At 50.8% G+C, this 21383-nt stretch carries 16 protein-coding genes; 14 read left to right on the top strand and 2 right to left on the bottom strand.

The window, feature by feature from the left end; all coding sequences use genetic code 11:
* The first annotated feature begins 4 nt into the window (after positions 1-4).
* Positions 5-1738, top strand: a complete 1734-nt coding sequence (ggt, locus tag D9734_RS16820; RefSeq protein ID WP_130209056.1) for a gamma-glutamyltransferase — start codon at positions 5-7, stop codon at positions 1736-1738.
* Positions 1739-1798: 60 nt separating this feature from the next.
* Here the strand turns inward: ggt and yhhY are convergent, their stop codons facing one another.
* Positions 1799-2287 carry an N-acetyltransferase gene (gene yhhY / locus D9734_RS16815; protein WP_130209054.1) on the bottom strand — a complete coding sequence of 163 codons (489 nt, stop codon included), beginning with the start codon at positions 2285-2287 and terminating at the stop codon, positions 1799-1801.
* Between the two features lie 474 nt (positions 2288-2761).
* Between yhhY and D9734_RS16810 the strand changes: the two genes are divergently transcribed.
* From D9734_RS16810 to gntU, 5 genes are all read left to right on the top strand, one after another.
* On the top strand, positions 2762-3799 hold the full coding sequence (locus tag D9734_RS16810) for an oxidoreductase (RefSeq protein WP_130209052.1): 1038 nt from the start codon (positions 2762-2764) through the stop codon (positions 3797-3799).
* 121 nt (positions 3800-3920) lie between these two features.
* Positions 3921-4616 (top strand): quercetin 2,3-dioxygenase, encoded by a 696-nt coding sequence (gene yhhW / locus D9734_RS16805; protein WP_130209049.1) that lies wholly within the window; start codon positions 3921-3923, stop codon positions 4614-4616.
* Between the two features lie 93 nt (positions 4617-4709).
* On the top strand, positions 4710-5705 hold the full coding sequence (gene gntR, locus D9734_RS16800; RefSeq protein ID WP_130209047.1) for a gluconate operon transcriptional repressor GntR: 996 nt from the start codon (positions 4710-4712) through the stop codon (positions 5703-5705).
* A 138-nt stretch (positions 5706-5843) separates the two neighbouring features.
* Positions 5844-6371, top strand: coding sequence for a gluconokinase (gene gntK, locus D9734_RS16795; RefSeq protein WP_000108320.1), 528 nt, complete (start codon positions 5844-5846; stop codon positions 6369-6371).
* A 3-nt stretch (positions 6372-6374) separates the two neighbouring features.
* Positions 6375-7715, top strand: a complete 1341-nt coding sequence (gene gntU, locus D9734_RS16790) for a gluconate transporter (RefSeq protein ID WP_000210111.1) — start codon at positions 6375-6377, stop codon at positions 7713-7715.
* Positions 7716-7771: 56 nt separating this feature from the next.
* Here gntU and yhgN read toward each other — a convergent pair whose 3' ends face one another.
* Positions 7772-8365, bottom strand: a complete 594-nt coding sequence (gene yhgN, locus D9734_RS16785; RefSeq protein WP_130209045.1) for an NAAT family transporter YhgN — start codon at positions 8363-8365, stop codon at positions 7772-7774.
* A 191-nt stretch (positions 8366-8556) separates the two neighbouring features.
* Here yhgN and asd point away from each other — a divergent pair, with 191 nt between their 5' ends.
* The 8 genes from asd (at position 8557) to D9734_RS16745 (ending at position 21360) form a co-directional block, all read left to right on the top strand.
* Positions 8557-9660, top strand: a complete 1104-nt coding sequence (asd, locus tag D9734_RS16780) for an aspartate-semialdehyde dehydrogenase (protein WP_064527660.1) — start codon at positions 8557-8559, stop codon at positions 9658-9660.
* Positions 9661-9931: 271 nt separating this feature from the next.
* A complete protein-coding gene (glgB, locus tag D9734_RS16775) occupies positions 9932-12118 on the top strand; it encodes a 1,4-alpha-glucan branching enzyme (RefSeq protein WP_130209043.1) in 2187 nt (728 codons plus the stop codon).
* The gene (gene glgX, locus D9734_RS16770) at positions 12115-14088 is read left to right on the top strand and encodes a glycogen debranching protein GlgX (RefSeq protein WP_130209041.1); all 1974 of its coding nucleotides are present in this window, start codon (positions 12115-12117) and stop codon (positions 14086-14088) included. The genes glgB and glgX overlap by 4 nt, the downstream gene beginning before the upstream one ends.
* Positions 14089-14105: 17 nt before the next feature.
* A complete protein-coding gene (glgC, locus tag D9734_RS16765; protein ID WP_130209039.1) occupies positions 14106-15401 on the top strand; it encodes a glucose-1-phosphate adenylyltransferase in 1296 nt (431 codons plus the stop codon).
* The gene (glgA, locus tag D9734_RS16760; protein ID WP_130209037.1) at positions 15401-16834 is read left to right on the top strand and encodes a glycogen synthase GlgA; all 1434 of its coding nucleotides are present in this window, start codon (positions 15401-15403) and stop codon (positions 16832-16834) included. Before glgC ends, glgA begins: the two co-directional genes overlap by 1 nt.
* A gap of 18 nt (positions 16835-16852) precedes the next feature.
* Positions 16853-19300: a glycogen phosphorylase gene (gene glgP, locus D9734_RS16755; protein WP_130209035.1), complete on the top strand. Its 2448-nt coding sequence runs from the start codon at positions 16853-16855 to the stop codon at positions 19298-19300.
* A 482-nt stretch (positions 19301-19782) separates the two neighbouring features.
* A complete protein-coding gene (locus D9734_RS16750) occupies positions 19783-20487 on the top strand; it encodes a fimbrial protein (RefSeq protein ID WP_130209033.1) in 705 nt (234 codons plus the stop codon).
* Positions 20488-20607: 120 nt separating this feature from the next.
* Positions 20608-21360 (top strand): fimbria/pilus periplasmic chaperone, encoded by a 753-nt coding sequence (locus D9734_RS16745; RefSeq protein ID WP_130209031.1) that lies wholly within the window; start codon positions 20608-20610, stop codon positions 21358-21360.
* Positions 21361-21383: the final 23 nt, after the last annotated feature.

The following is a 21383-nucleotide window of genomic DNA, read 5'->3' as shown; positions in this document are numbered from 1 at the left end:
AACGATGATAAAACCGACGTTTTTACGCCGGGCGGCGATTGCAGCTTTGCTTTCAGGATGTTGTTTTAGTGCGGCAGCCGCGCCACCTGTTTCTTATGGTGTGGAGGAAGATGTCTTCCATCCGGTACGCGCAAAGCAGGGGATGGTGGCGTCTGTAGATGCTACTGCCACTCAGGTGGGGGTGGATATCCTCAAGGAGGGCGGGAATGCCGTTGATGCCGCCGTGGCGGTGGGCTACGCGCTGGCGGTAACGCATCCGCAGGCAGGGAATCTGGGCGGCGGTGGTTTTATGTTAATCCGCTCGAAAAATGGCAATACCACGGCTATCGATTTCCGCGAAATGGCGCCCGCCAAAGCGACCCGTGATATGTTCCTTGATGATCAGGGCAACCCGGACAGCAAAAAATCACTCACTTCGCATCTGGCTTCCGGCACGCCCGGTACGGTAGCAGGTTTCTCGTTGGCGTTGGATAAATACGGCACCATGCCGTTGAACAAAGTGGTGCAACCGGCGTTTAAACTGGCACGCGATGGTTTTATCATTAACGACGCTTTGGCAGACGATCTCAAAACCTACGGGAGCGAAGTGCTGCCGAATCACGAAAACAGCAAAGCTATCTTCTGGAAAGAGGGCGAGCCGCTGAAAAAGGGCGACAAGCTGGTGCAGGCGAACCTGGCAAAGAGCCTGGAGATGATTGCCGAAAACGGCCCGGATGAATTCTATAAAGGCACGATAGCGGAGCAGATCGCTCAGGAGATGCAGAAAAACGGTGGCTTGATTACGAAAGAAGATTTAGCCGCGTATAAAGCAGTAGAACGCACACCGATTAGCGGCGATTATCGCGGGTATCAGGTTTACTCCATGCCACCGCCATCTTCCGGCGGGATTCATATCGTGCAGATCCTCAATATTCTGGAAAACTTCGATATGCAGAAATACGGCTTTGGCAGCGCCGACGCGATGCAAATCATGGCAGAGGCCGAGAAATACGCCTACGCCGACCGCTCGGAATATCTTGGCGACCCGGATTTTGTCAAAGTACCGTGGCAGGCGCTGACCAATAAAGCCTATGCCAAATCTATTGCCGAGCAAATCGATATCAATAAAGCGAAGCCGTCCAGCGAGATTCGCCCTGGCAAGCTTGCGCCTTATGAGAGTAATCAAACTACCCATTACTCTGTAGTGGATAAAGACGGTAACGCGGTGGCGGTGACCTATACGCTGAACACCACCTTCGGTACGGGCATTGTCGCGGGTGAGAGCGGTATTTTGCTCAATAACCAGATGGATGATTTCTCCGCCAAACCGGGCGTGCCGAACGTTTACGGGCTGGTGGGCGGTGATGCCAACGCCGTCGGGCCGAACAAACGTCCGCTGTCGTCGATGTCGCCGACTATTGTGGTGAAAGACGGTAAAACCTGGCTGGTGACTGGTAGCCCTGGCGGTAGCCGGATTATCACCACTGTGCTGCAAATGGTGGTAAATAGCATCGATTATGGGATGAACGTCGCCGAAGCGACCAATGCGCCGCGTTTCCACCATCAGTGGTTGCCGGACGAGCTGCGTGTCGAGAAGGGATTTAGCCCGGATACGATCAAGCTGCTGGAAGCAAAAGGTCAGAAAGTGGCGCTGAAAGAGGCGATGGGCAGTACACAAAGCATTATGGTTGGGCCTGACGGTGAGTTGTACGGCGCATCCGACCCGCGCTCGGTGGATGATTTAACGGCAGGGTACTAATATCTTAAGCCCTCTCCTGGTAGGTGAGGGCTTAAATGACAAACTTAGATTACAAATTCTCTATTTCACCCGCGCCATATAATACGCATCGATATATTCACCATTACGCAATGCGTACTTCTTGCCAGTCCCTTCAATCTCAAAGCCGAATTTTTTATAGACCTTAATTGCTGGCGCGTTATCGACGAACACCGTTAGTTCAATACGATCTACCCGCAACCAGTTGTCGCACATTTCAATCATCTCTCGCATCAGGGCGCTGGCGACGCCGCGATTCTTCCAGCGGGCGTCGACACAGATACCAAAATCGGCAACATGACTGCGGCGCGGGCGTTGCTGTACATCAATGGTGAGATGACCTACTACAGTTCCATCAATACAGGCGACAAGTTGCTTGATGCTGGGGCGATCGGCGAGTCGTTCCAGCCACATATGTTCTGAAGGATGAGGCACCTGTAGTGTGTTGTAATACACCTCCGGCTGGGCGTGGATATGCCGAATGGCCTCATAATCGCGCGTTTCTGCGTGGCGTATTACTATCTCACTCATTCCTCTGTCCTCTTTAGGGTAAATGTCCCTTTCAACATCATTGACTTTCAAATACGAGTCAAATGCATTTTTTTGCAAAAAGTGTTGGACAAGTGCGAATGAGAATGATTATTATTGTCTCGCGATCAGGAAGACCCTCGCGGAGAACCTGAAAGCACGACATTGCTCACATTGCTTCCAGTATTACTTAGCCAGCCGGGTGCTGGCTTTTTTTTTGCTTTCGTACTGGTTTGATTGCCATTTTGTCCACGTGAAGTGTTCCTCGTGTTGAGACAAATGCAAAATTGCCTGATGCGCTACGCTTATCAGGCCTACAAACCGATGCCATTTTGTGTAGGCAGGTAAGGCGTTCACGCCGCATCCGGCATGATCAAAGTGCACTTTGCCAACAATCTGACGTACTGAAGCCCAGGCATAGGAACCGCGTCCGCTTTGCGCTAAGGTGTAAATAACCACCTTAAAAAGGACGAAATCATGGTCATCAACTGTGCCTTTATTGGCTTCGGCAAAAGCACCACCCGTTACCATCTTCCGTATGTACTTAACCGCAAGGATAGCTGGCATGTCGCGCATATTTTTCGCCGCCATGCGAAGCCGGAAGAACAGGCTCCCATTTATTCCCATATTCATTTCACCAGCGATCTCGACGAAGTGTTAAACGATCCCGATGTTAAGCTGGTTGTCGTCTGCACCCACGCGGACAGCCACTTCGAGTACGCGAAGCGCGCGCTGGAAGCCGGGAAAAATGTACTTGTCGAAAAACCGTTCACCCCGACGCTTGCGCAGGCGAAAGAGCTGTTTGCGCTGGCGAAAAGTAAAGGGCTGATCGTCACGCCGTATCAGAATCGTCGCTTTGATTCCTGCTTCCTGACGGCGAAAAAAGCGATTGAAAGCGGCAAGCTGGGAGAGATTGTCGAAGTGGAAAGCCATTTTGACTATTACCGCCCGGTGGCAGAAACCAAACCTGGACTGCCGCAGGATGGCGCGTTCTATGGGCTTGGTGTGCATACCCTGGACCAGGTTATCTCGCTGTTTGGTCGCCCGGATCACGTCGCTTATGACATCCGCAGCCTGCGTAATAAAGCCAATCCTGACGACACCTTTGAAGCGCAGCTGTTTTATGGCGACCTGAAAGCGATCGTTAAAACCAGTCATCTGGTGAAAATCGATTATCCGAAATTTATCGTTCACAGTAAGAAAGGTACATTTATTAAATACGGCATCGACCAGCAGGAAACCAGCCTGAAGGCTAATATTATGCCGGGCGAACCTGGATTTGCGGCGGATGATTCGGTCGGTGTGCTGGAGTATGTCAATGACGAGGGCGTGATGGTCAGAGAAGAGATGAAGCCGGAGATGGGCGACTATGGACGTGTGTATGATGCGTTGTACCAAACCATCACCAACGGTGCGCCAAATTACGTCAAGGAATCTGAAGTTCTTACCAATCTGGAAATCCTTGAACGCGGTTTTGAACAAGCCTCTCCCTCCACAGTGACTCTCGTGAAGTAAGTTTATGGCCCCTCGAATAGTTCAATTTTTTTGAACAGAGGGGTCAATTTTCACCCTCTATCATCCCAGGCAGATCGGGTCCACACTAAGCCCATCGAAATCATTCAGGGGGCGAATACAAATGATCTACTTACGCAAAGCAAATGAACGCGGTCATGCTAATCATGGCTGGCTGGACTCCTGGCATACTTTCTCTTTTGCCAATTATTACGATCCGAACTTTATGGGCTTCTCCGCGCTGCGCGTGATTAACGACGACGTGATTGAAGCAGGGCAGGGCTTCGGCACTCACCCGCATAAAGATATGGAAATTTTGACCTACGTGCTGGAAGGTACTGTTGAGCATCAGGACAGCATGGGCAATAAAGAACAGGTTCCGGCGGGCGAGTTCCAGATTATGAGTGCGGGTACGGGTATTCGTCACTCAGAGTACAACCCAAGCAGCACTGAGCGTCTGCACCTGTATCAGATCTGGATCATGCCAGAAGAAAACGGTATTACGCCGCGTTATGAACAGCGTCGCTTCGATGCCGTGCAGGGCAAACAGCTGGTGCTCTCGCCGGATGCGCGTGACGGTTCGCTGAAAGTGTATCAGGATATGGAACTGTACCGCTGGGCGCTGGTAAAAGATGAGCAGTCGATACATCAGATTGCCGCTGAACGCCGCGTCTGGATCCAGGTGGTGAAAGGTAATGTCACTATTAACGGCGTAAAAGCCTCGACCAGCGATGGTCTGGCGATTTGGGATGAGCAGGCGATTTCCGTCCACGCTGATAGCGACAGTGAAATCCTGCTGTTCGATTTACCGCCAGTCTAAATTTATCTCACAAACCTTCCTGAGGAATCAGGAAGGTTGTGATGCGTCCGTGGTAAACTAAAGGAATCTATCCCTTTTGTACCTTTCAGGACGATGAAAAAGAAAAGACCCGTACTTCAGGATGTGGCTGACCGTGTAGGCGTGACCAAAATGACGGTCAGCCGTTTTTTGCGTAACCCTGAGCAGGTTTCCGTCGCTCTACGTGGCAAGATTGCCGCCGCTCTTGATGAACTGGGTTATATTCCCAATCGCGCGCCCGATATCCTCTCTAACGCCACCAGCCGGGCGATTGGTGTCCTGTTACCTTCTCTCACCAACCAGGTTTTTGCGGAAGTATTACGCGGAATCGAAAGCGTCACCGACGCGCACGGTTATCAGACGATGCTGGCGCACTACGGTTATAAGCCGGAAATGGAGCAAGAACGCCTTGAATCGATGCTCTCCTGGAATATCGATGGCCTGATCCTTACTGAACGCACCCACACGCCACGCACCTTAAAGATGATTGAAGTGGCGGGTATTCCGGTGGTGGAGCTGATGGACAGCCAGTCGCCGTGCCTCGATATCGCTGTCGGTTTTAATAACTTTGAAGCGGCACGCCAGATGACTGCTGCCATTATTGCTCGCGGGCATCGACACATTGCTTATCTCGGCGCACGTCTCGACGAACGTACTATCATCAAACAGAAGGGATATGAGCAGGCGATGCTGGATGCAGGCCTGGTGCCATATAGCGTGATGGTTGAACAATCTTCTTCTTACTCTTCCGGTATTGAACTGATTCGTCAGGCGCGGCGGGAATATCCGCAGTTGGATGGCGTGTTCTGTACCAACGATGACCTGGCGGTCGGCGCGGCGTTTGAATGTCAGCGTCTGGGGTTGAAAGTTCCTGACGATATGGCGATTGCCGGTTTCCACGGTCATGACATTGGCCAGGTGATGGAGCCACGGCTGGCAAGTGTGCTGACGCCGCGTGAGCGGATGGGCAGCATTGGCGCTGAACGCCTGCTGGCGCGTATTCGTGGCGAAGCGGTGACGCCGAAAATGTTAGATTTAGGTTTCACCTTGTCACCAGGTGGATCTATTTAAGCCTACAAATTTGAAGTAGCTCACACTTATACACTTAAGGCACGGATGGATATTGCTTCTGATTTTGTCCGGCCGGACAATGTTACCGATAACAGTTACCCGTAACATTTTTAATTCTTGTACTGTGGGGGCACCACTTTGAGCACGACTAACCATGATCACCACATTTACGTTCTGATGGGCGTCTCAGGCAGCGGCAAATCTGCGGTCGCCAGTGAAGTGGCGCATCAACTTCATGCCGCGTTTCTTGATGGCGATTTCCTCCATCCGCGCTGCAATATCGAAAAAATGGCGTCTGGTGAACCGCTGAACGACGACGATCGCAAACCGTGGTTGCAGGCGCTGAACGACGCCGCGTTTGCCATGCAGCGTACCAATAAAGTGTCGCTGATCGTCTGCTCTGCACTGAAAAAACACTATCGCGACCTGCTGCGTGAAGGTAATCCGAATCTCTCTTTCATCTACCTGAAAGGCGATTTTGATGTGATTGAAAGCCGCCTGAAAGCGCGCAAAGGCCATTTCTTTAAAACCCAAATGCTGGTGACGCAGTTTGAAACGCTGCAGGAGCCGGGTGCGGACGAAACCGATGTACTGGTGGTGGATATCGATCAACCGCTGGAAGGTGTTGTGGCAAGCACCATTGAGGTTATTAAAAAAGGCAAATAAGTAGTGACTACATTAACGCTTGTTTTAACAGCAGTAGGGTCTGTTTTACTGCTGCTGTTTTTAGTCATGAAGGCGCGTATGCACGCTTTCCTGGCTTTGATGGTGGTGTCTATGGGGGCTGGCCTTTTTTCCGGTATGCCGCTCGATAAAATCGCAGCGACGATGGAAAAAGGGATGGGAGGCACCCTCGGCTTCCTGGCGGTGGTTGTCGCCCTGGGAGCCATGTTTGGCAAGATATTACATGAAACCGGCGCAGTCGATCAGATTGCCGTCAAAATGCTCAAATCCTTCGGTCACAGCCGCGCGCATTATGCCATCGGCCTTGCGGGGCTGGTCTGCGCGCTACCGCTGTTCTTTGAAGTGGCGATTGTTCTGCTGATTAGCGTTGCCTTCTCGATGGCGCGCCACACCGGTACGAATCTGGTGAAACTGGTAATCCCATTATTCGCAGGCGTGGCGGCAGCGGCGGCATTTCTGGTGCCTGGACCAGCGCCGATGCTGCTGGCATCGCAGATGAACGCCGACTTTGGCTGGATGATCCTGATTGGCCTGTGTGCGGCAATTCCGGGGATGATCATCGCTGGGCCGCTGTGGGGCAATTTCATCAGCCGTTACGTTGAGCTGCATATTCCTGACGATATCAGCGAACCGCATCTCGGCGAAGGCAAAATGCCGTCTTTTGGATTCAGCCTGTCGCTGATCCTGCTGCCGCTGGTGCTGGTAGGTCTTAAAACCATTGCTGCGCGTTTTGTACCAGAAGGATCAACTGCTTACGAATGGTTTGAGTTTATCGGTCATCCGTTTACCGCGATTCTGGTTGCTTGTCTGGTAGCAATTTATGGCCTGGCAATGCGTCAGGGCATGCCAAAAGACAAAGTGATGGAGATTTGCGGTCACGCGCTGCAACCGGCGGGGATCATTCTGCTGGTGATTGGTGCGGGCGGCGTGTTCAAACAGGTGCTGGTTGACTCTGGCGTAGGTCCGGCGCTGGGCGAAGCGTTAACCGGCATGGGCCTGCCGATTGCCATCACCTGCTTCGTGCTGGCAGCTGCAGTGCGCATCATTCAGGGGTCTGCCACCGTTGCCTGTTTAACGGCGGTGGGGCTGGTGATGCCGGTCATTGAACAATTGAATTACTCCGGTGCGCAAATGGCGGCACTGTCGATTTGTATCGCTGGTGGTTCGATTGTTGTCAGCCACGTTAACGACGCTGGTTTCTGGTTGTTCGGTAAATTTACCGGTGCGACCGAAGCCGAAACGCTGAAAACCTGGACCATGATGGAAACCATCCTCGGCACTGTTGGTGCCATCGTCGGGATGATTGCGTTCCAGTTGTTGAGTTAAGTCTGTTTACCCGGTAGGTCTTACACTACCGGGCTCCTTCCTGGTAATGCCTCTCGTCACCCCTTCATCCACATCCGAATGCCGTCGAGGAACATCTGGGTTGCCATTATCACCAGAATCAATCCCATCAGACGTTCCAGCGCATTCACTCCTTTCTCGCCCAGCAGACGTAAAAATAGCGATGACTGTAGCAGGATGACAAAGGTGCCGCCCCAGGCCAGCAGCAGCGCAATCACCAGATGCCCCATCTGATTCGGGTACTGGTGAGACAGCAACATTAATGTGGCGAGGATAGTCGGCCCTGCCACTAATGGGATTGCCAGCGGCACAATAAACGGCTCTTCACCTGCCGGAAGCCCACTGCTATTGCCTGAAGCACTGGGGAAAATCATCTTAATGGCGATCAGAAAGAGAATGATGCCGCCAGAAATGGAGACGGTTTCTGCCCGCAGGCTAAGAAATGCCAGAATTTTCTCACCCGCAAACAGGAACACCAGCATCACCATGAGAGCAATAAGCAACTCTCGCACCATGATTGCCCGACGTCTTTTCGGTTCTGTATGTTTCAGTACGGACATAAAAATAGGTAGATTTCCGAGCGGATCCATAATCAAGATCAATAAAACTGCTGCAGAAATGATTTCATTCATAACTCAAGTTCCCTGATAATTGCCGTGGACTTTCTGCGTGCTACGAAAGCAGGATAAGTCGCATTACTGATGGCTTCGCTATCATTGATTAATTTCACTTGCGACTTTGGCTGCTTTTTGTATGGTGAAAGATGTGCCATGAGGACACCGGCACATATATACAGCACACATCTTTGCAGGAAAAAACGCTTATGAAAAATGTTGGTTTTATCGGCTGGCGCGGTATGGTCGGCTCCGTTCTCATGCAACGCATGGTTGAAGAGCGCGACTTCGACGCCATTCGCCCTGTCTTCTTTTCGACTTCACAGTCTGGTCAGGCTGCGCCTTCCTTCGGCGGTGCTTCTGGCACACTTCAGGATGCCTTTGATCTGGAGGCGCTGAAGGCTCTCGATATCATCGTAACCTGTCAGGGCGGCGATTATACCAACGAAATCTATCCAAAGCTCCGTGAGAGCGGATGGCAAGGTTACTGGATTGACGCAGCATCGTCTCTGCGCATGAAAGATGACGCCATCATCATTCTTGACCCAGTCAATCAGGACGTCATTACTGATGGATTAAATAAAGGCATCAGGACTTTTGTTGGCGGTAACTGTACCGTAAGCCTGATGTTGATGTCGTTGGGCGGTTTATTCGCCAATGATCTTGTAGATTGGGTTTCCGTTGCAACCTACCAGGCGGCTTCCGGCGGTGGTGCGCGACATATGCGTGAGTTGTTAACCCAGATGGGCCAACTGTATGGCCATGTAGCGGATGAACTCGCGACACCGTCCTCTGCTATTCTCGATATTGAACGCAAAGTCACGACTTTAACCCGCAGCGGCGAGTTGTCAGTGGATAACTTTGGCGTGCCGCTGGCGGGTAGCCTGATTCCGTGGATCGACAAACAGCTTGATAACGGTCAGAGCCGCGAAGAATGGAAAGGGCAGGCAGAAACCAACAAGATTCTCAACACATCTTCCGTTATTCCGGTAGATGGTTTGTGTGTGCGTGTCGGGGCGTTGCGCTGCCACAGCCAGGCATTCACCATCAAATTGAAAAAAGATGTGTCTATTCCGACCGTGGAAGAACTGTTGGCGGCCCATAACCCGTGGGCAAAAGTGGTTCCAAACGATCGCGAAATCACTATGCGTGAGCTAACCCCAGCTGCCGTCACCGGTACGCTGACCACGCCGGTAGGCCGTTTGCGTAAGCTGAATATGGGACCTGAGTTCCTGTCAGCCTTTACCGTGGGCGACCAGCTGCTGTGGGGGGCCGCGGAGCCGCTACGCCGGATGCTTCGTCAACTGGCGTAATGTTTATTCATTAAATTTGGGGCGTAATGCTGCCCCTTTTAGTGCGTAGTACAGGAGTAAGCGCAGATGTTTCATGATTTACCGGGAGTTAAGTAGAGCATTGGCTATTCTTTAAGGGTGGCGGGATACATACGTATTCAATGCCTTACCTGAAGTGAGGACGGCGTAGAGAGGATGCACAGAGTGCTGCGCCGTTCAGGTCAAAAAAATGTCACAACCAGATGTCAAAAATTAGTTGGATGGGGTGACACAATAAAACAGGAAGACAAGCATGTCCGATCGTATCGATAGAGACGTGATTAACGCGCTAATTGCAGGTCATTTTGCGGATCCTTTTTCCGTACTTGGAATGCATAAAACCACAGCGGGACTGGAAGTCCGTGCCCTTTTACCTGACGCCACCGATGTGTGGGTAATTGAACCAAAAACTGGACGCAAAGTCGCTAAACTGGAGTGTCTCGACTCTCGTGGATTCTTCAGCGGCGTCGTTCCTCGGCGTAAAAATTTTTTCCGCTATCAGTTGGCGGTTGTCTGGCATGGCCAGCAGAATCTGATTGATGATCCTTACCGTTTTGGCCCTTTAATCCAGGAAATGGACGCCTGGTTGTTATCTGAAGGTACCCACCTGCGCCCATATGAAACCTTAGGTGCGCACGCAGATACTATGGATGGCGTTACCGGCACGCGTTTTTCTGTCTGGGCGCCAAATGCCCGCCGTGTCTCGGTTGTTGGGCAATTCAACTACTGGGATGGTCGTCGTCACCCGATGCGCCTGCGTAAAGAGAGCGGCATTTGGGAACTGTTTATCCCTGGCGCGCATAACGGTCAGCTCTATAAATACGAAATGATTGATGCCAATGGCAATCTGCGTTTGAAGTCTGATCCTTATGCCTTCGAAGCGCAGATGCGCCCGGAAACCGCTTCCCTTATTTGCGGACTGCCTGAAAAGGTCGTGCAGACCGAAGAGCGCAAAAAAGCGAATCAGTTTGATGCGCCAATTTCTATCTATGAAGTTCACCTGGGGTCATGGCGTCGTCATGCCGACAACAACTTCTGGTTAAGCTATCGCGAACTTGCCGATCAGTTGGTGCCTTACGCTAAATGGATGGGCTTTACCCACCTCGAACTGCTGCCAATTAACGAACATCCATTCGATGGCAGTTGGGGCTATCAGCCGACAGGTTTGTATGCGCCAACTCGCCGTTTTGGCACTCGCGATGATTTCCGCTATTTCATTGATGCCGCCCACGCAGCAGGTTTGAACGTGATTCTCGACTGGGTGCCGGGTCACTTCCCGACAGATGACTTTGCACTTGCCGAATTTGACGGCACAAATCTGTATGAACACAGCGATCCGCGTGAAGGCTACCATCAGGACTGGAACACCCTGATTTACAACTATGGCCGCCGTGAAGTCAGCAATTTCCTTGTTGGTAATGCGCTGTACTGGATCGAGCGTTTTGGTATCGATGCGCTGCGCGTCGATGCGGTTGCTTCGATGATTTATCGTGATTACAGCCGTAAAGAAGGCGAGTGGATCCCGAACGAGTATGGTGGACGCGAGAATCTGGAAGCGATTGAATTCCTTCGCAATACCAACCGTATTATCGGTGAACAAGTTCCTGGTGCAGTAACGATGGCGGAGGAGTCTACCGACTTCCCGAACGTTTCCCGCCCGCAGGATATTGGTGGTCTGGGCTTCTGGTACAAGTGGAACCTCGGCTGGATGCACGACACTCTGGATTACATGAAGCTCGACCCGGTTTATCGTCAATACCACCACAATAAACTCACCTTCGGGATGCTCTACAACTACACTGAAAACTTCGTCCTGCCGCTGTCGCACGACGAAGTGGTGCACGGCAAAAAATCGATTCTCGACAGGATGCCAGGCGATGCATGGCAGAAGTTTGCCAATCTGCGAGCCTACTATGCCTGGATGTGGGCGTTCCCGGGCAAGAAACTGTTGTTCATGGGTAACGAATTTGCCCAAGGGCGTGAGTGGAACCACGATGCCAGCCTCGACTGGCATCTGCTGGAAGGTGGCGACAACTGGCATCACGGTGTCCAGCGACTGGTACGCGATCTGAACCATACTTATCGTCACCACAAAGCTCTGCACGAGCTGGATTTCGACGCCTACGGCTTTGAATGGCTGGTGGTGGATGACCATGAGCGCTCGGTGCTGATCTTTGTGCGTCGCGATAAAGAGGGTAACGAAATTATCGTTGCCAGCAACTTTACGCCGGTGCCGCGCCATGATTATCGCTTTGGCATTAATCAGCCAGGTAAGTGGCGTGAGATTCTCAACACCGATTCCATGCACTACCACGGCAGCAATGCTGGCAATGGCGGCGCGGTACATAGCGATGAGATCGCCAGCCACGGTCGTCAGCATTCATTGAGCCTTACTCTACCACCGCTGGCCACTATCTGGCTGGTGCGGGAGGGAGAATGACACAACTCGCCATTGGCAAACCTGCTCCCCTTGGCGCGCACTATGATGGCCAGGGCGTCAACTTCACGCTCTTTTCCGCTCATGCCGAGCGGGTAGAGCTGTGTGTGTTTGACGCTCAGGGCATAGAACACCGGTATGACTTGCCAGGACGCAGCGGCGATGTCTGGCACGGTTACTTGCCGGATGCTCGCCCGGGTTTGCACTATGGGTATCGCGTACATGGCCCCTGGCAACCTGCCGTGGGGCATCGCTTTAACCCGGCGAAGTTGTTGATTGATCCTTGCGCGCGGCAAATTGAGGGTGAGTTTAAAGATAACCCGCTGCTGCATGCAGGCCATAATGAACCTGATTATCGTGACAACGCCGCCATTGCGCCGAAATGCGTGGTGGTGGTCGATCACTATGACTGGGAGGATGATGCCCCGCCGCGCACGCCGTGGGGCAGCACCATCATTTATGAAGCCCATGTCAAAGGATTAACCTATCTGCATCCGGAGATCCCGGTTGAGATCCGCGGCACCTATAAAGCGCTCGGCCATCCGGTGATGATCAACTATTTAAAACGGTTGGGTATTACCGCACTGGAACTGTTGCCAGTGGCGCAGTTTGCCAGTGAACCGCGCCTGCAACGTATGGGGCTAAGTAACTACTGGGGCTACAATCCGGTGGCGCTGTTTGCGCTGCATCCGGCATATGCCAGCTCGCCCGAAACGGCGTTGGACGAATTCCGCGACGCAGTGAAAGCCCTGCACAAGGCGGGTATTGAAGTTATTCTCGACATCGTACTCAACCACAGTGCGGAACTGGACCTGGACGGCCCGGTATTCTCACTGCGCGGGATCGACAACCGTAGCTATTATTGGATAAGAGAAGACGGCGATTATCACAACTGGACCGGCTGTGGTAATACGCTCAATCTGAGCCATCCGGCGGTAGTGGAGTACGCCAGCGCCTGTCTACGCTACTGGGTGGAAACCTGCCACGTTGATGGTTTCCGCTTCGATCTCGCAGCAGTCATGGGGCGAACACCGGAGTTTCGTCAGGATGCGCCGCTGTTTACGGCTATCCAGAATTGCCCAGTGCTTTCGCAAGTGAAGTTGATTGCCGAACCGTGGGATATCGCGCCAGGTGGTTATCAGGTGGGCAATTTCCCACCGCTGTTTGCCGAGTGGAATGATCATTTCCGCGACGCCGCACGCCGTTTCTGGCTGCACTATAACTTGTCGCTGGGTGAGTTTGCCGGGCGTTTTGCCGCCTCCAGCGATGTTTTTAAACGTAATGGCCGTCTGCCGAGTGCTGCGATTAATCTCGTTACTGCGCATGACGGTTTTACGCTTCGCGACTGCGTTTGTTTCAACCATAAACACAATGAAGCAAATGGAGAGGAAAATCGCGACGGGACCAACAACAATTACAGTAACAATCATGGTAAAGAAGGGTTAGGCGGTACTCTTGATTTGATTGAACGGCGGCGCGACAGCATTCACGCCCTGTTAACGACGTTGTTGCTCTCCCAGGGTACGCCGATGTTACTGGCAGGTGATGAACATGGTCACAGCCAGCATGGCAATAACAATGCCTACTGTCAGGATAACCAACTAACGTGGTTGGACTGGTCGCAGGCAAACAGTGGGTTAACGGGGTTTACCGCCGCGTTAATCCATTTGCGCAAGCGCATTCCTGCTTTGGTAGAGGATCGCTGGTGGGAAGAAGGCGATGGCAATGTCCGTTGGCTGAATCGATATGCTCAACCTTTAAGCTCGGATGAGTGGCAAAACGGGCCAAAGCAGCTGCAAATTTTGCTTTCGGATCGTTTTTTGATCGCAATAAACGCCACGCTTGAGGTAACAGAGATTGTTTTACCTGCTGGGGAGTGGCACGCCATTCCCCCATTCGCTGGAGAGGATAACCCAGTGATTACGGCTGTCTGGCCGGGACCTGCACACGGATTGTGTGTGTTCCAGAGATGATAAAAAAGGAGTTAGTCATGGTTAGTTTAGAGAAGAACGATCACTTAATGTTGGCGCGCCAGCTGCCATTGAAATCTGTTGCCCTGATACTGGCGGGAGGACGTGGTACCCGCCTGAAGGATTTAACCAATAAGAGAGCAAAGCCTGCCGTACACTTCGGCGGTAAGTTCCGCATTATCGACTTTGCGCTGTCCAACTGCATCAACTCTGGGATCCGTCGTATGGGCGTGATCACCCAGTACCAGTCTCACACCCTGGTGCAGCATATTCAGCGCGGCTGGTCGTTCTTCAATGAAGAAATGAACGAGTTTGTCGACCTGCTGCCCGCGCAGCAGAGAATGAAAGGGGAAAACTGGTATCGCGGTACCGCAGACGCGGTAACTCAAAACCTCGATATTATCCGCCGCTATAAAGCGGAGTATGTGGTGATCCTGGCTGGTGACCACATCTACAAGCAAGACTACTCGCGAATGCTTATCGACCACGTCGAAAAAGGTGCGCGTTGTACTGTTGCTTGTATGCCAGTACCGATTGAAGAAGCCTCTGCATTTGGCGTTATGGCAGTCGATGAAAACGATAAAATTATCGAATTTGTTGAAAAACCTGCTAACCCGCCATCAATGCCAAACGATCCGAGCAAATCTCTGGCGAGTATGGGTATCTACGTCTTTGACGCCGACTATCTATATGAATTGCTGGAAGAAGACGATCGTGATGAAAATTCCAGCCACGACTTTGGTAAAGATTTGATTCCAAAAATCACCGAAGAAGGCCTGGCTTATGCGCATCCATTCCCTCTCTCTTGCGTACAGTCTGACCCAGACGCCGAGCCGTACTGGCGCGATGTGGGAACGCTGGAAGCTTACTGGAAAGCGAACCTTGATCTGGCCTCTGTGGTGCCGGAACTGGATATGTACGATCGCAACTGGCCAATTCGCACCTACAATGAATCATTGCCACCAGCGAAATTCGTTCAGGATCGCTCTGGTAGCCATGGGATGACCCTTAACTCACTGGTTTCCGGCGGTTGTGTAATCTCTGGTTCAGTGGTGGTGCAGTCCGTTCTGTTCTCGCGCGTTCGTGTTAATTCATTCTGCAACATTGATTCCGCCGTATTGTTACCGGAAGTATGGGTAGGTCGCTCGTGCCGTCTGCGCCGCTGTGTCATTGACCGCGCGTGTGTCATTCCGGAAGGCATGGTGATTGGTGAGGATGCAGAGGAAGATGCACGTCGTTTCTATCGTTCAGAAGAAGGCATCGTGCTGGTTACGCGCGAAATGCTACGGAAGTTAGGGTATAAACAGGAGCGATAATGCAGGTTTTACATGTATGTTCAGAGATGTTCCCGCTGCTTAAAACCGGCGGTCTGGCTGATGTTATTGGGGCATTACCCGCAGCACAAATCGCAGACGGCGTTGACGCTCGCGTACTGTTGCCTGCATTTCCCGATATTCGCCGTGGCGTGACCGATGCGCAGGTGGTATCTCGTCGTGATACCTTTGCCGGGCATATCACGCTGCTGTTCGGACATTACAACGGGGTTGGTATTTACCTGATTGACGCGCCGCATCTCTACAATCGTCCCGGAAGCCCGTATCACGATACCAACTTATTTGCCTACACTGACAACGTGTTGCGTTTTGCGCTGTTGGGGTGGGTCGGGGCAGAAATGGCCAGTGGGCTGGACCCATTCTGGCGCCCTGATGTGGTGCACGCGCACGACTGGCATGCCGGCCTTGCGCCTGCGTATCTGGCGGCACGCGGGCGTCCGGCGAAGTCGGTGTTTACTGTGCACAATCTGGCCTATCAAGGCATGTTTTATGCACATCACATGAATGACATCCAATTGCCATGGTCATTCTTTAATGTTCACGGGCTGGAGTTCAACGGGCAAATCTCTTTCCTGAAAGCCGGACTGTATTACGCTGACCATATTACAGCGGTTAGTCCGACCTACGCTCGCGAGATTACTGAACCACAGTTTGCCTACGGTATGGAAGGTTTACTTCAGCAGCGTCATCGTGAAGGGCGACTTTCCGGCGTACTGAACGGCGTGGACGAGAAAATCTGGAGTCCAGAGACGGACTTACTTTTAGCCTCGCGTTACACCCGCGATTCATTGGAGGATAAAGCGGAGAATAAGCGCCAGTTGCAAATCGCAATGGGGCTTAAGGTTGACGATAAAGTGCCGCTTTTTGCAGTGGTGAGCCGTCTGACCAGCCAGAAAGGCCTGGATCTGGTGTTAGAGGCCTTACCGGGCCTTCTGGAACAGGGCGGACAACTGGCGCTGCTCGGCGCGGGCGATCCGGTATTGCAGGAAGGTTTCCTTGCTGCAGCAGCGGAACACCCCGGTCAGGTTGGTGTACAGATTGGTTATCACGAAGCATTTTCGCATCGCATTATGGGCGGCGCGGACGTCATTCTGGTGCCCAGTCGTTTTGAACCGTGCGGCTTAACGCAACTTTATGGATTGAAGTACGGCACGCTGCCGTTAGTGCGGCGTACCGGTGGGCTTGCTGATACGGTTTCTGACTGTTCTCTTGAGAACCTTGCAGATGGCGTCGCCAGTGGGTTTGTCTTTGAAGATAGTAATGCTTGGTCGTTGTTACGGGCTATTCGACGCGCTTTTGTTCTGTGGTCCCGCCCTTCATTGTGGCGGTTTGTGCAACGTCAGGCTATGGCAATGGATTTTAGCTGGCAGGTCGCGGCGAAGTCGTACCGTGAGCTTTACTATCGCTTGAAATAGTTTTCAGGAAACGCCTATATGAATGCTCCGTTTACATATTCATCGCCCACGCTTAGCGTAGAAGCTCTTAAGCACTCTATCGCTTATAAGCTGATGTTTACGATTGGCAAGGATCCTGTCGTTGCCAATAAACATGAATGGCTGAACGCAACGTTATTTGCTGTGCGCGATCGTCTCGTGGAGCGCTGGTTACGCTCGAATCGTGCCCAGCTGTCGCAAGAAACTCGTCAGGTTTACTATCTGTCGATGGAGTTTTTGATCGGTCGTACTCTCTCCAACGCCATGCTGTCGTTAGGTATTTATGACGATGTCCAGGGGGCGCTGGAGTCGATGGGGTTAAATCTCGAAGAGTTGATTGATGAGGAAAATGACCCTGGCCTCGGTAACGGCGGTCTGGGGCGTCTGGCGGCCTGCTTCCTGGATTCTCTGGCGACTTTAGGGTTACCAGGTCGCGGCTACGGTATTCGTTACGACTACGGCATGTTCAAGCAGAACATCGTTAACGGCAGCCAGAAAGAGTCACCGGACTACTGGCTGGAATACGGCAACCCGTGGGAATTTAAACGACACAATACGCGCTACAAAGTGCGTTTTGGCGGACGTATTCAGCAAGAAGGCAAGAAAACTCGCTGGATTGAAACTGAAGAAATTCTGGCCGTTGCTTATGACCAGATAATCCCCGGCTATGACACTGACGCAACTAATACCCTGCGTTTATGGAGCGCACAAGCCAGTAGCGAAATTAACCTGGGTAAATTCAATCAGGGTGACTACTTCGCGGCGGTGGAAGACAAAAACCACTCCGAGAACGTATCTCGCGTACTGTACCCGGACGACTCCACTTATTCCGGGCGTGAACTGCGTCTGCGTCAGGAATACTTCCTGGTTTCCTCGACCATTCAGGACATTTTAAGCCGCCATTATCAGCTGCATAAAACCTACGATAATCTGGCAGATAAAATCGCGATTCATCTCAATGACACCCATCCGGTGCTGTCGATTCCTGAATTGATGCGTCTGCTGATTGACGAGCATAAATTCAGCTGGGATGACGCTTTTGAAGTGTGTTGCGAGGTCTTCTCTTACACCAACCACACGCTGATGAGCGAGGCGCTGGAAACCTGGCCGGTAGATATGCTGGGTAAAATTCTGCCGCGTCACTTGCAGATAATCTTTGAAATCAACGACTATTTCCTGAAAACCTTGCAAGAGCAGTATCCGAACGACACTGACCTGCTGGGACGGGCGTCAATCATTGATGAATCCAACGGGCGTCGTGTGCGGATGGCCTGGCTGGCGGTTGTCGTGAGTCATAAAGTCAACGGTGTTTCGGAGTTGCACTCTAACCTGATGGTGCAGTCACTGTTTGCTGATTTTGCGAAAATCTTCCCGGGTCGTTTCACCAACGTTACCAACGGTGTGACGCCGCGTCGCTGGCTGGCGGTAGCAAACCCATCGCTTTCAGCCGTGCTGGACGAACACCTGGGCCGTAACTGGCGCACCGACCTTAGCCAGCTGAGCGAGCTGCAACAGCACTGTGATTTCCCGATGGTCAACCATGCGGTGCATCAGGCGAAGCTGGATAACAAAAAACGTCTGGCCGAGTACATCGCCCAGCAGTTGAATGTGGTGGTGAATCCGAAGGCGCTGTTTGATGTGCAGATCAAACGTATTCACGAATACAAACGTCAATTGATGAATGTGTTGCACGTTATCACTCGTTATAACCGTATCAAGGCCGATCCGGATGCTAATTGGGTGCCGCGCGTGAATATTTTTGGCGGCAAGGCCGCTTCGGCTTATTACATGGCGAAGCACATTATCCATTTGATCAACGATGTTGCTAAAGTGATCAACAACGATCCGCAGATTGGCGACAAGCTGAAAGTGGTGTTTATTCCGAACTACAGCGTTAGTCTGGCGCAGTTGATCATTCCGGCGGCCGATCTGTCTGAACAGATTTCACTGGCGGGGACGGAAGCCTCCGGCACCAGTAACATGAAGTTTGCTCTTAACGGCGCGCTGACTATCGGTACGCTGGACGGCGCGAACGTCGAGATGCTGGATCATGTCGGTGATGACAATATCTTTATCTTTGGTAACACTGCGGAAGAGGTGGAAGAACTGCGTCGTCAGGGTTACAAACCGCGTGAATACTACGAGAAAGATGAAGAGCTGCATCAGGTGCTGACGCAAATCGGCAGCGGCGTGTTCAGCCCTGAAGACCCAGGCCGTTACCGCGATCTGGTTGATTCGCTGATCAACTTTGGCGACCACTATCAGGTGCTGGCGGATTATCGCAGCTATGTCGATTGTCAGGATAAAGTCGACGAACTCTACGAGCGTCAGGAAGAGTGGACTGCAAAAGCGATGCTGAACATCGCCAATATGGGCTACTTCTCTTCAGACCGTACGATAAAAGAGTACGCCGATCATATCTGGCATATTGATCCAGTGAGATTGTAAGTTCGTAAAGTGATAACTGCCGTGTGTTCCCTTAAAGCTACCGTTAATGGGCACACGGCATTTTTATATCAGATAAACAAAATATCATGAAAATTTACATATGCTATCAATATATAATTAATATTTGTTATTTATTAATAAGGTACCTCATCAGGGAATGTTCCATATAACGAACATTATAAATAAATAATAAATCATTTGTCGTGTTTATATATTTACTCACTCCTCAGTTCTTCTTTCTAAAATAAACTCCTTTGTTTTCAAATGACTGTATTTTTATATAAAGTCAATTATTGCGAGCATTGATTCTTTTAGTTACATTACCAAGCAGCTCATATAATATTTTCCAGCCATTCTATCTCTTAATTTTTCTGGGATTAACCACACCAGCTTTATTCATTTAAATAATGTGATTTGTTAAAGCTGAATGTAAAAATAATCGCCAATATTGCTTGGATTTTTTAACAAAAGGAAAGGTATAAATGAAATTCAATCTATCTAATTTATCCGTAGTTTTACTCGCATCAGGTATGCTGATGTCAACTGCGGTAACTGCTGCGCCAGGCGATGCATCACAATTTGGTGGTGCGGATACAGACTGGAGCACCGTTGATTATCCAAAACTCACCGATATGGATAGCAACACCGATGCGATGGGCGGAAACATCCGCTTTACTGGTCGTGTGGTTAAAGCGACGTGTAAGGTTGCTACAGAATCGAAACAGATTGAAGTGGTACTGCCAGTCGTACCTTCTAACGCTTTCACGGGCATTGATACCGAAGCAACGGGTGCCAGTAACCAGACTGACTTCAACATTAAACTGACCGACTGCAGCAATACAGACAGTCAAAACATTGAATTTCGTTTTACTGGCGTAGCAGACAGTGCCAACCAGACGCTTGCCAATGAAGTTGAAGGGGCCGCTGATGCTGATAGTACTGGCGAAGCAGGTGCAACAGGTGTAGGGATTCGTATTTATTCTAAAAACACTACAGCTGATGGTCTGATTAAACTGAATACACAAACTCCTCAGGGGAGTAGTTCTTCGGCAGCTTACGTGATTCCTGGCGATGCAGCCAAACATGATTATACTGCGGCATTTACTGCGGGCTATGCGCAGAACGGTAGTACCGTTGCACCAGGTCTGGTGAAAGCTACGGCAAGTTTCGTTGTGCTGTACGAATAATTACAGCAAGATAATTTCAGGTTACAGTTAATTGTAGCCTGAAATTAATATTACGTGTTTATTTATAATAAATAGACACGTATCAGCAATTACAATTAATTTCATCTACAAGGATGCAGTATGAGATGGATTTCAAAAAATAAATGTTTAGCCAATAGAAATATAAATTCTTTGCTGAAGACTCAATATGCCATAAGGGCAGCGGCTCTATTTTTGCTGTCCGCCATATCTGTCAACGCTATGGCTGCGGGTGGTTTCGGTCTTGGTTCTACGCGTCTGGTTTATCCATCTGACAGTCAGCAGATTACGTTAAGTGTACAGAATGGTGGGGCTAACACCAGCTATTTAATCCAGTCATGGATTGATGACAATCAAAGCAGTAAAAAAAGTCAGGATTTTGTGGTTACGCCTCCTTTATTTATGTTGCCAACCCGAAAAGAGGCATCATTGAGGATAATGTTTATTGGCAAATCGCAGTTACCGACTGATCGAGAGACATTATTCTGGATGAATGTGAAAGCGATTCCGCCGACGGATGAGAAGAATACTCAGAAAAACACGTTACAACTGGCGTTACAAAACAGAATTAAATTATTTTACCGTCCGACTAATTTACCCATTCAGGCTGGTAAAGCACGGGATATGCTGCGATTTAAATACGAAGGTAAACAGCTGAGAATCATTAATCCTTCTCCCTATTACCTGACGGTGACAGGAATCAGGATGCAAGGGGCAAAATTACCCAATGCGTTTGTTCCCCCGAAAAGTGACATCACAGTTTCTTCTCCGGTGACGTTAGCGGGCGAAATTACTTATCAAACTATCAATGATTACGGTGCCACAACGGCCAGGCAAAAGGGAACGATGCAATAAACCTGGAAGATTAAAACGTTAAA

The sequence above is a fragment of the Escherichia sp. E14S1 genome, from assembly GCF_004211995.1.
Taxonomy (GTDB): domain Bacteria; phylum Pseudomonadota; class Gammaproteobacteria; order Enterobacterales; family Enterobacteriaceae; genus Escherichia.
The sequence above is the reverse complement of the archived record's forward strand: the minus strand, read 5'-3'. Positions and strand labels throughout refer to the sequence as shown.

Excerpts from the sequence above, each read along its gene's own strand:
- ggt (WP_130209056.1), top strand. The coding sequence starts at position 5 with ATGATAAAACCGACGTTTTTACGCCGGGCGGCGATTGCAGCTTTGCTT.
- yhhY (WP_130209054.1), bottom strand. The coding sequence starts at position 2,287 with ATGAGTGAGATAGTAATACGCCACGCAGAAACGCGCGATTATGAGGCC.
- D9734_RS16810 (WP_130209052.1), top strand. The coding sequence starts at position 2,762 with ATGGTCATCAACTGTGCCTTTATTGGCTTCGGCAAAAGCACCACCCGT.
- yhhW (WP_130209049.1), top strand. The coding sequence starts at position 3,921 with ATGATCTACTTACGCAAAGCAAATGAACGCGGTCATGCTAATCATGGC.
- gntR (WP_130209047.1), top strand. The coding sequence starts at position 4,710 with ATGAAAAAGAAAAGACCCGTACTTCAGGATGTGGCTGACCGTGTAGGC.
- yhgN (WP_130209045.1), bottom strand. The coding sequence starts at position 8,365 with ATGAATGAAATCATTTCTGCAGCAGTTTTATTGATCTTGATTATGGAT.
- asd (WP_064527660.1), top strand. The coding sequence starts at position 8,557 with ATGAAAAATGTTGGTTTTATCGGCTGGCGCGGTATGGTCGGCTCCGTT.
- glgB (WP_130209043.1), top strand. The coding sequence starts at position 9,932 with ATGTCCGATCGTATCGATAGAGACGTGATTAACGCGCTAATTGCAGGT.
- glgX (WP_130209041.1), top strand. The coding sequence starts at position 12,115 with ATGACACAACTCGCCATTGGCAAACCTGCTCCCCTTGGCGCGCACTAT.
- glgC (WP_130209039.1), top strand. The coding sequence starts at position 14,106 with ATGGTTAGTTTAGAGAAGAACGATCACTTAATGTTGGCGCGCCAGCTG.
- glgA (WP_130209037.1), top strand. The coding sequence starts at position 15,401 with ATGCAGGTTTTACATGTATGTTCAGAGATGTTCCCGCTGCTTAAAACC.
- glgP (WP_130209035.1), top strand. The coding sequence starts at position 16,853 with ATGAATGCTCCGTTTACATATTCATCGCCCACGCTTAGCGTAGAAGCT.
- D9734_RS16750 (WP_130209033.1), top strand. The coding sequence starts at position 19,783 with ATGAAATTCAATCTATCTAATTTATCCGTAGTTTTACTCGCATCAGGT.
- D9734_RS16745 (WP_130209031.1), top strand. The coding sequence starts at position 20,608 with ATGAGATGGATTTCAAAAAATAAATGTTTAGCCAATAGAAATATAAAT.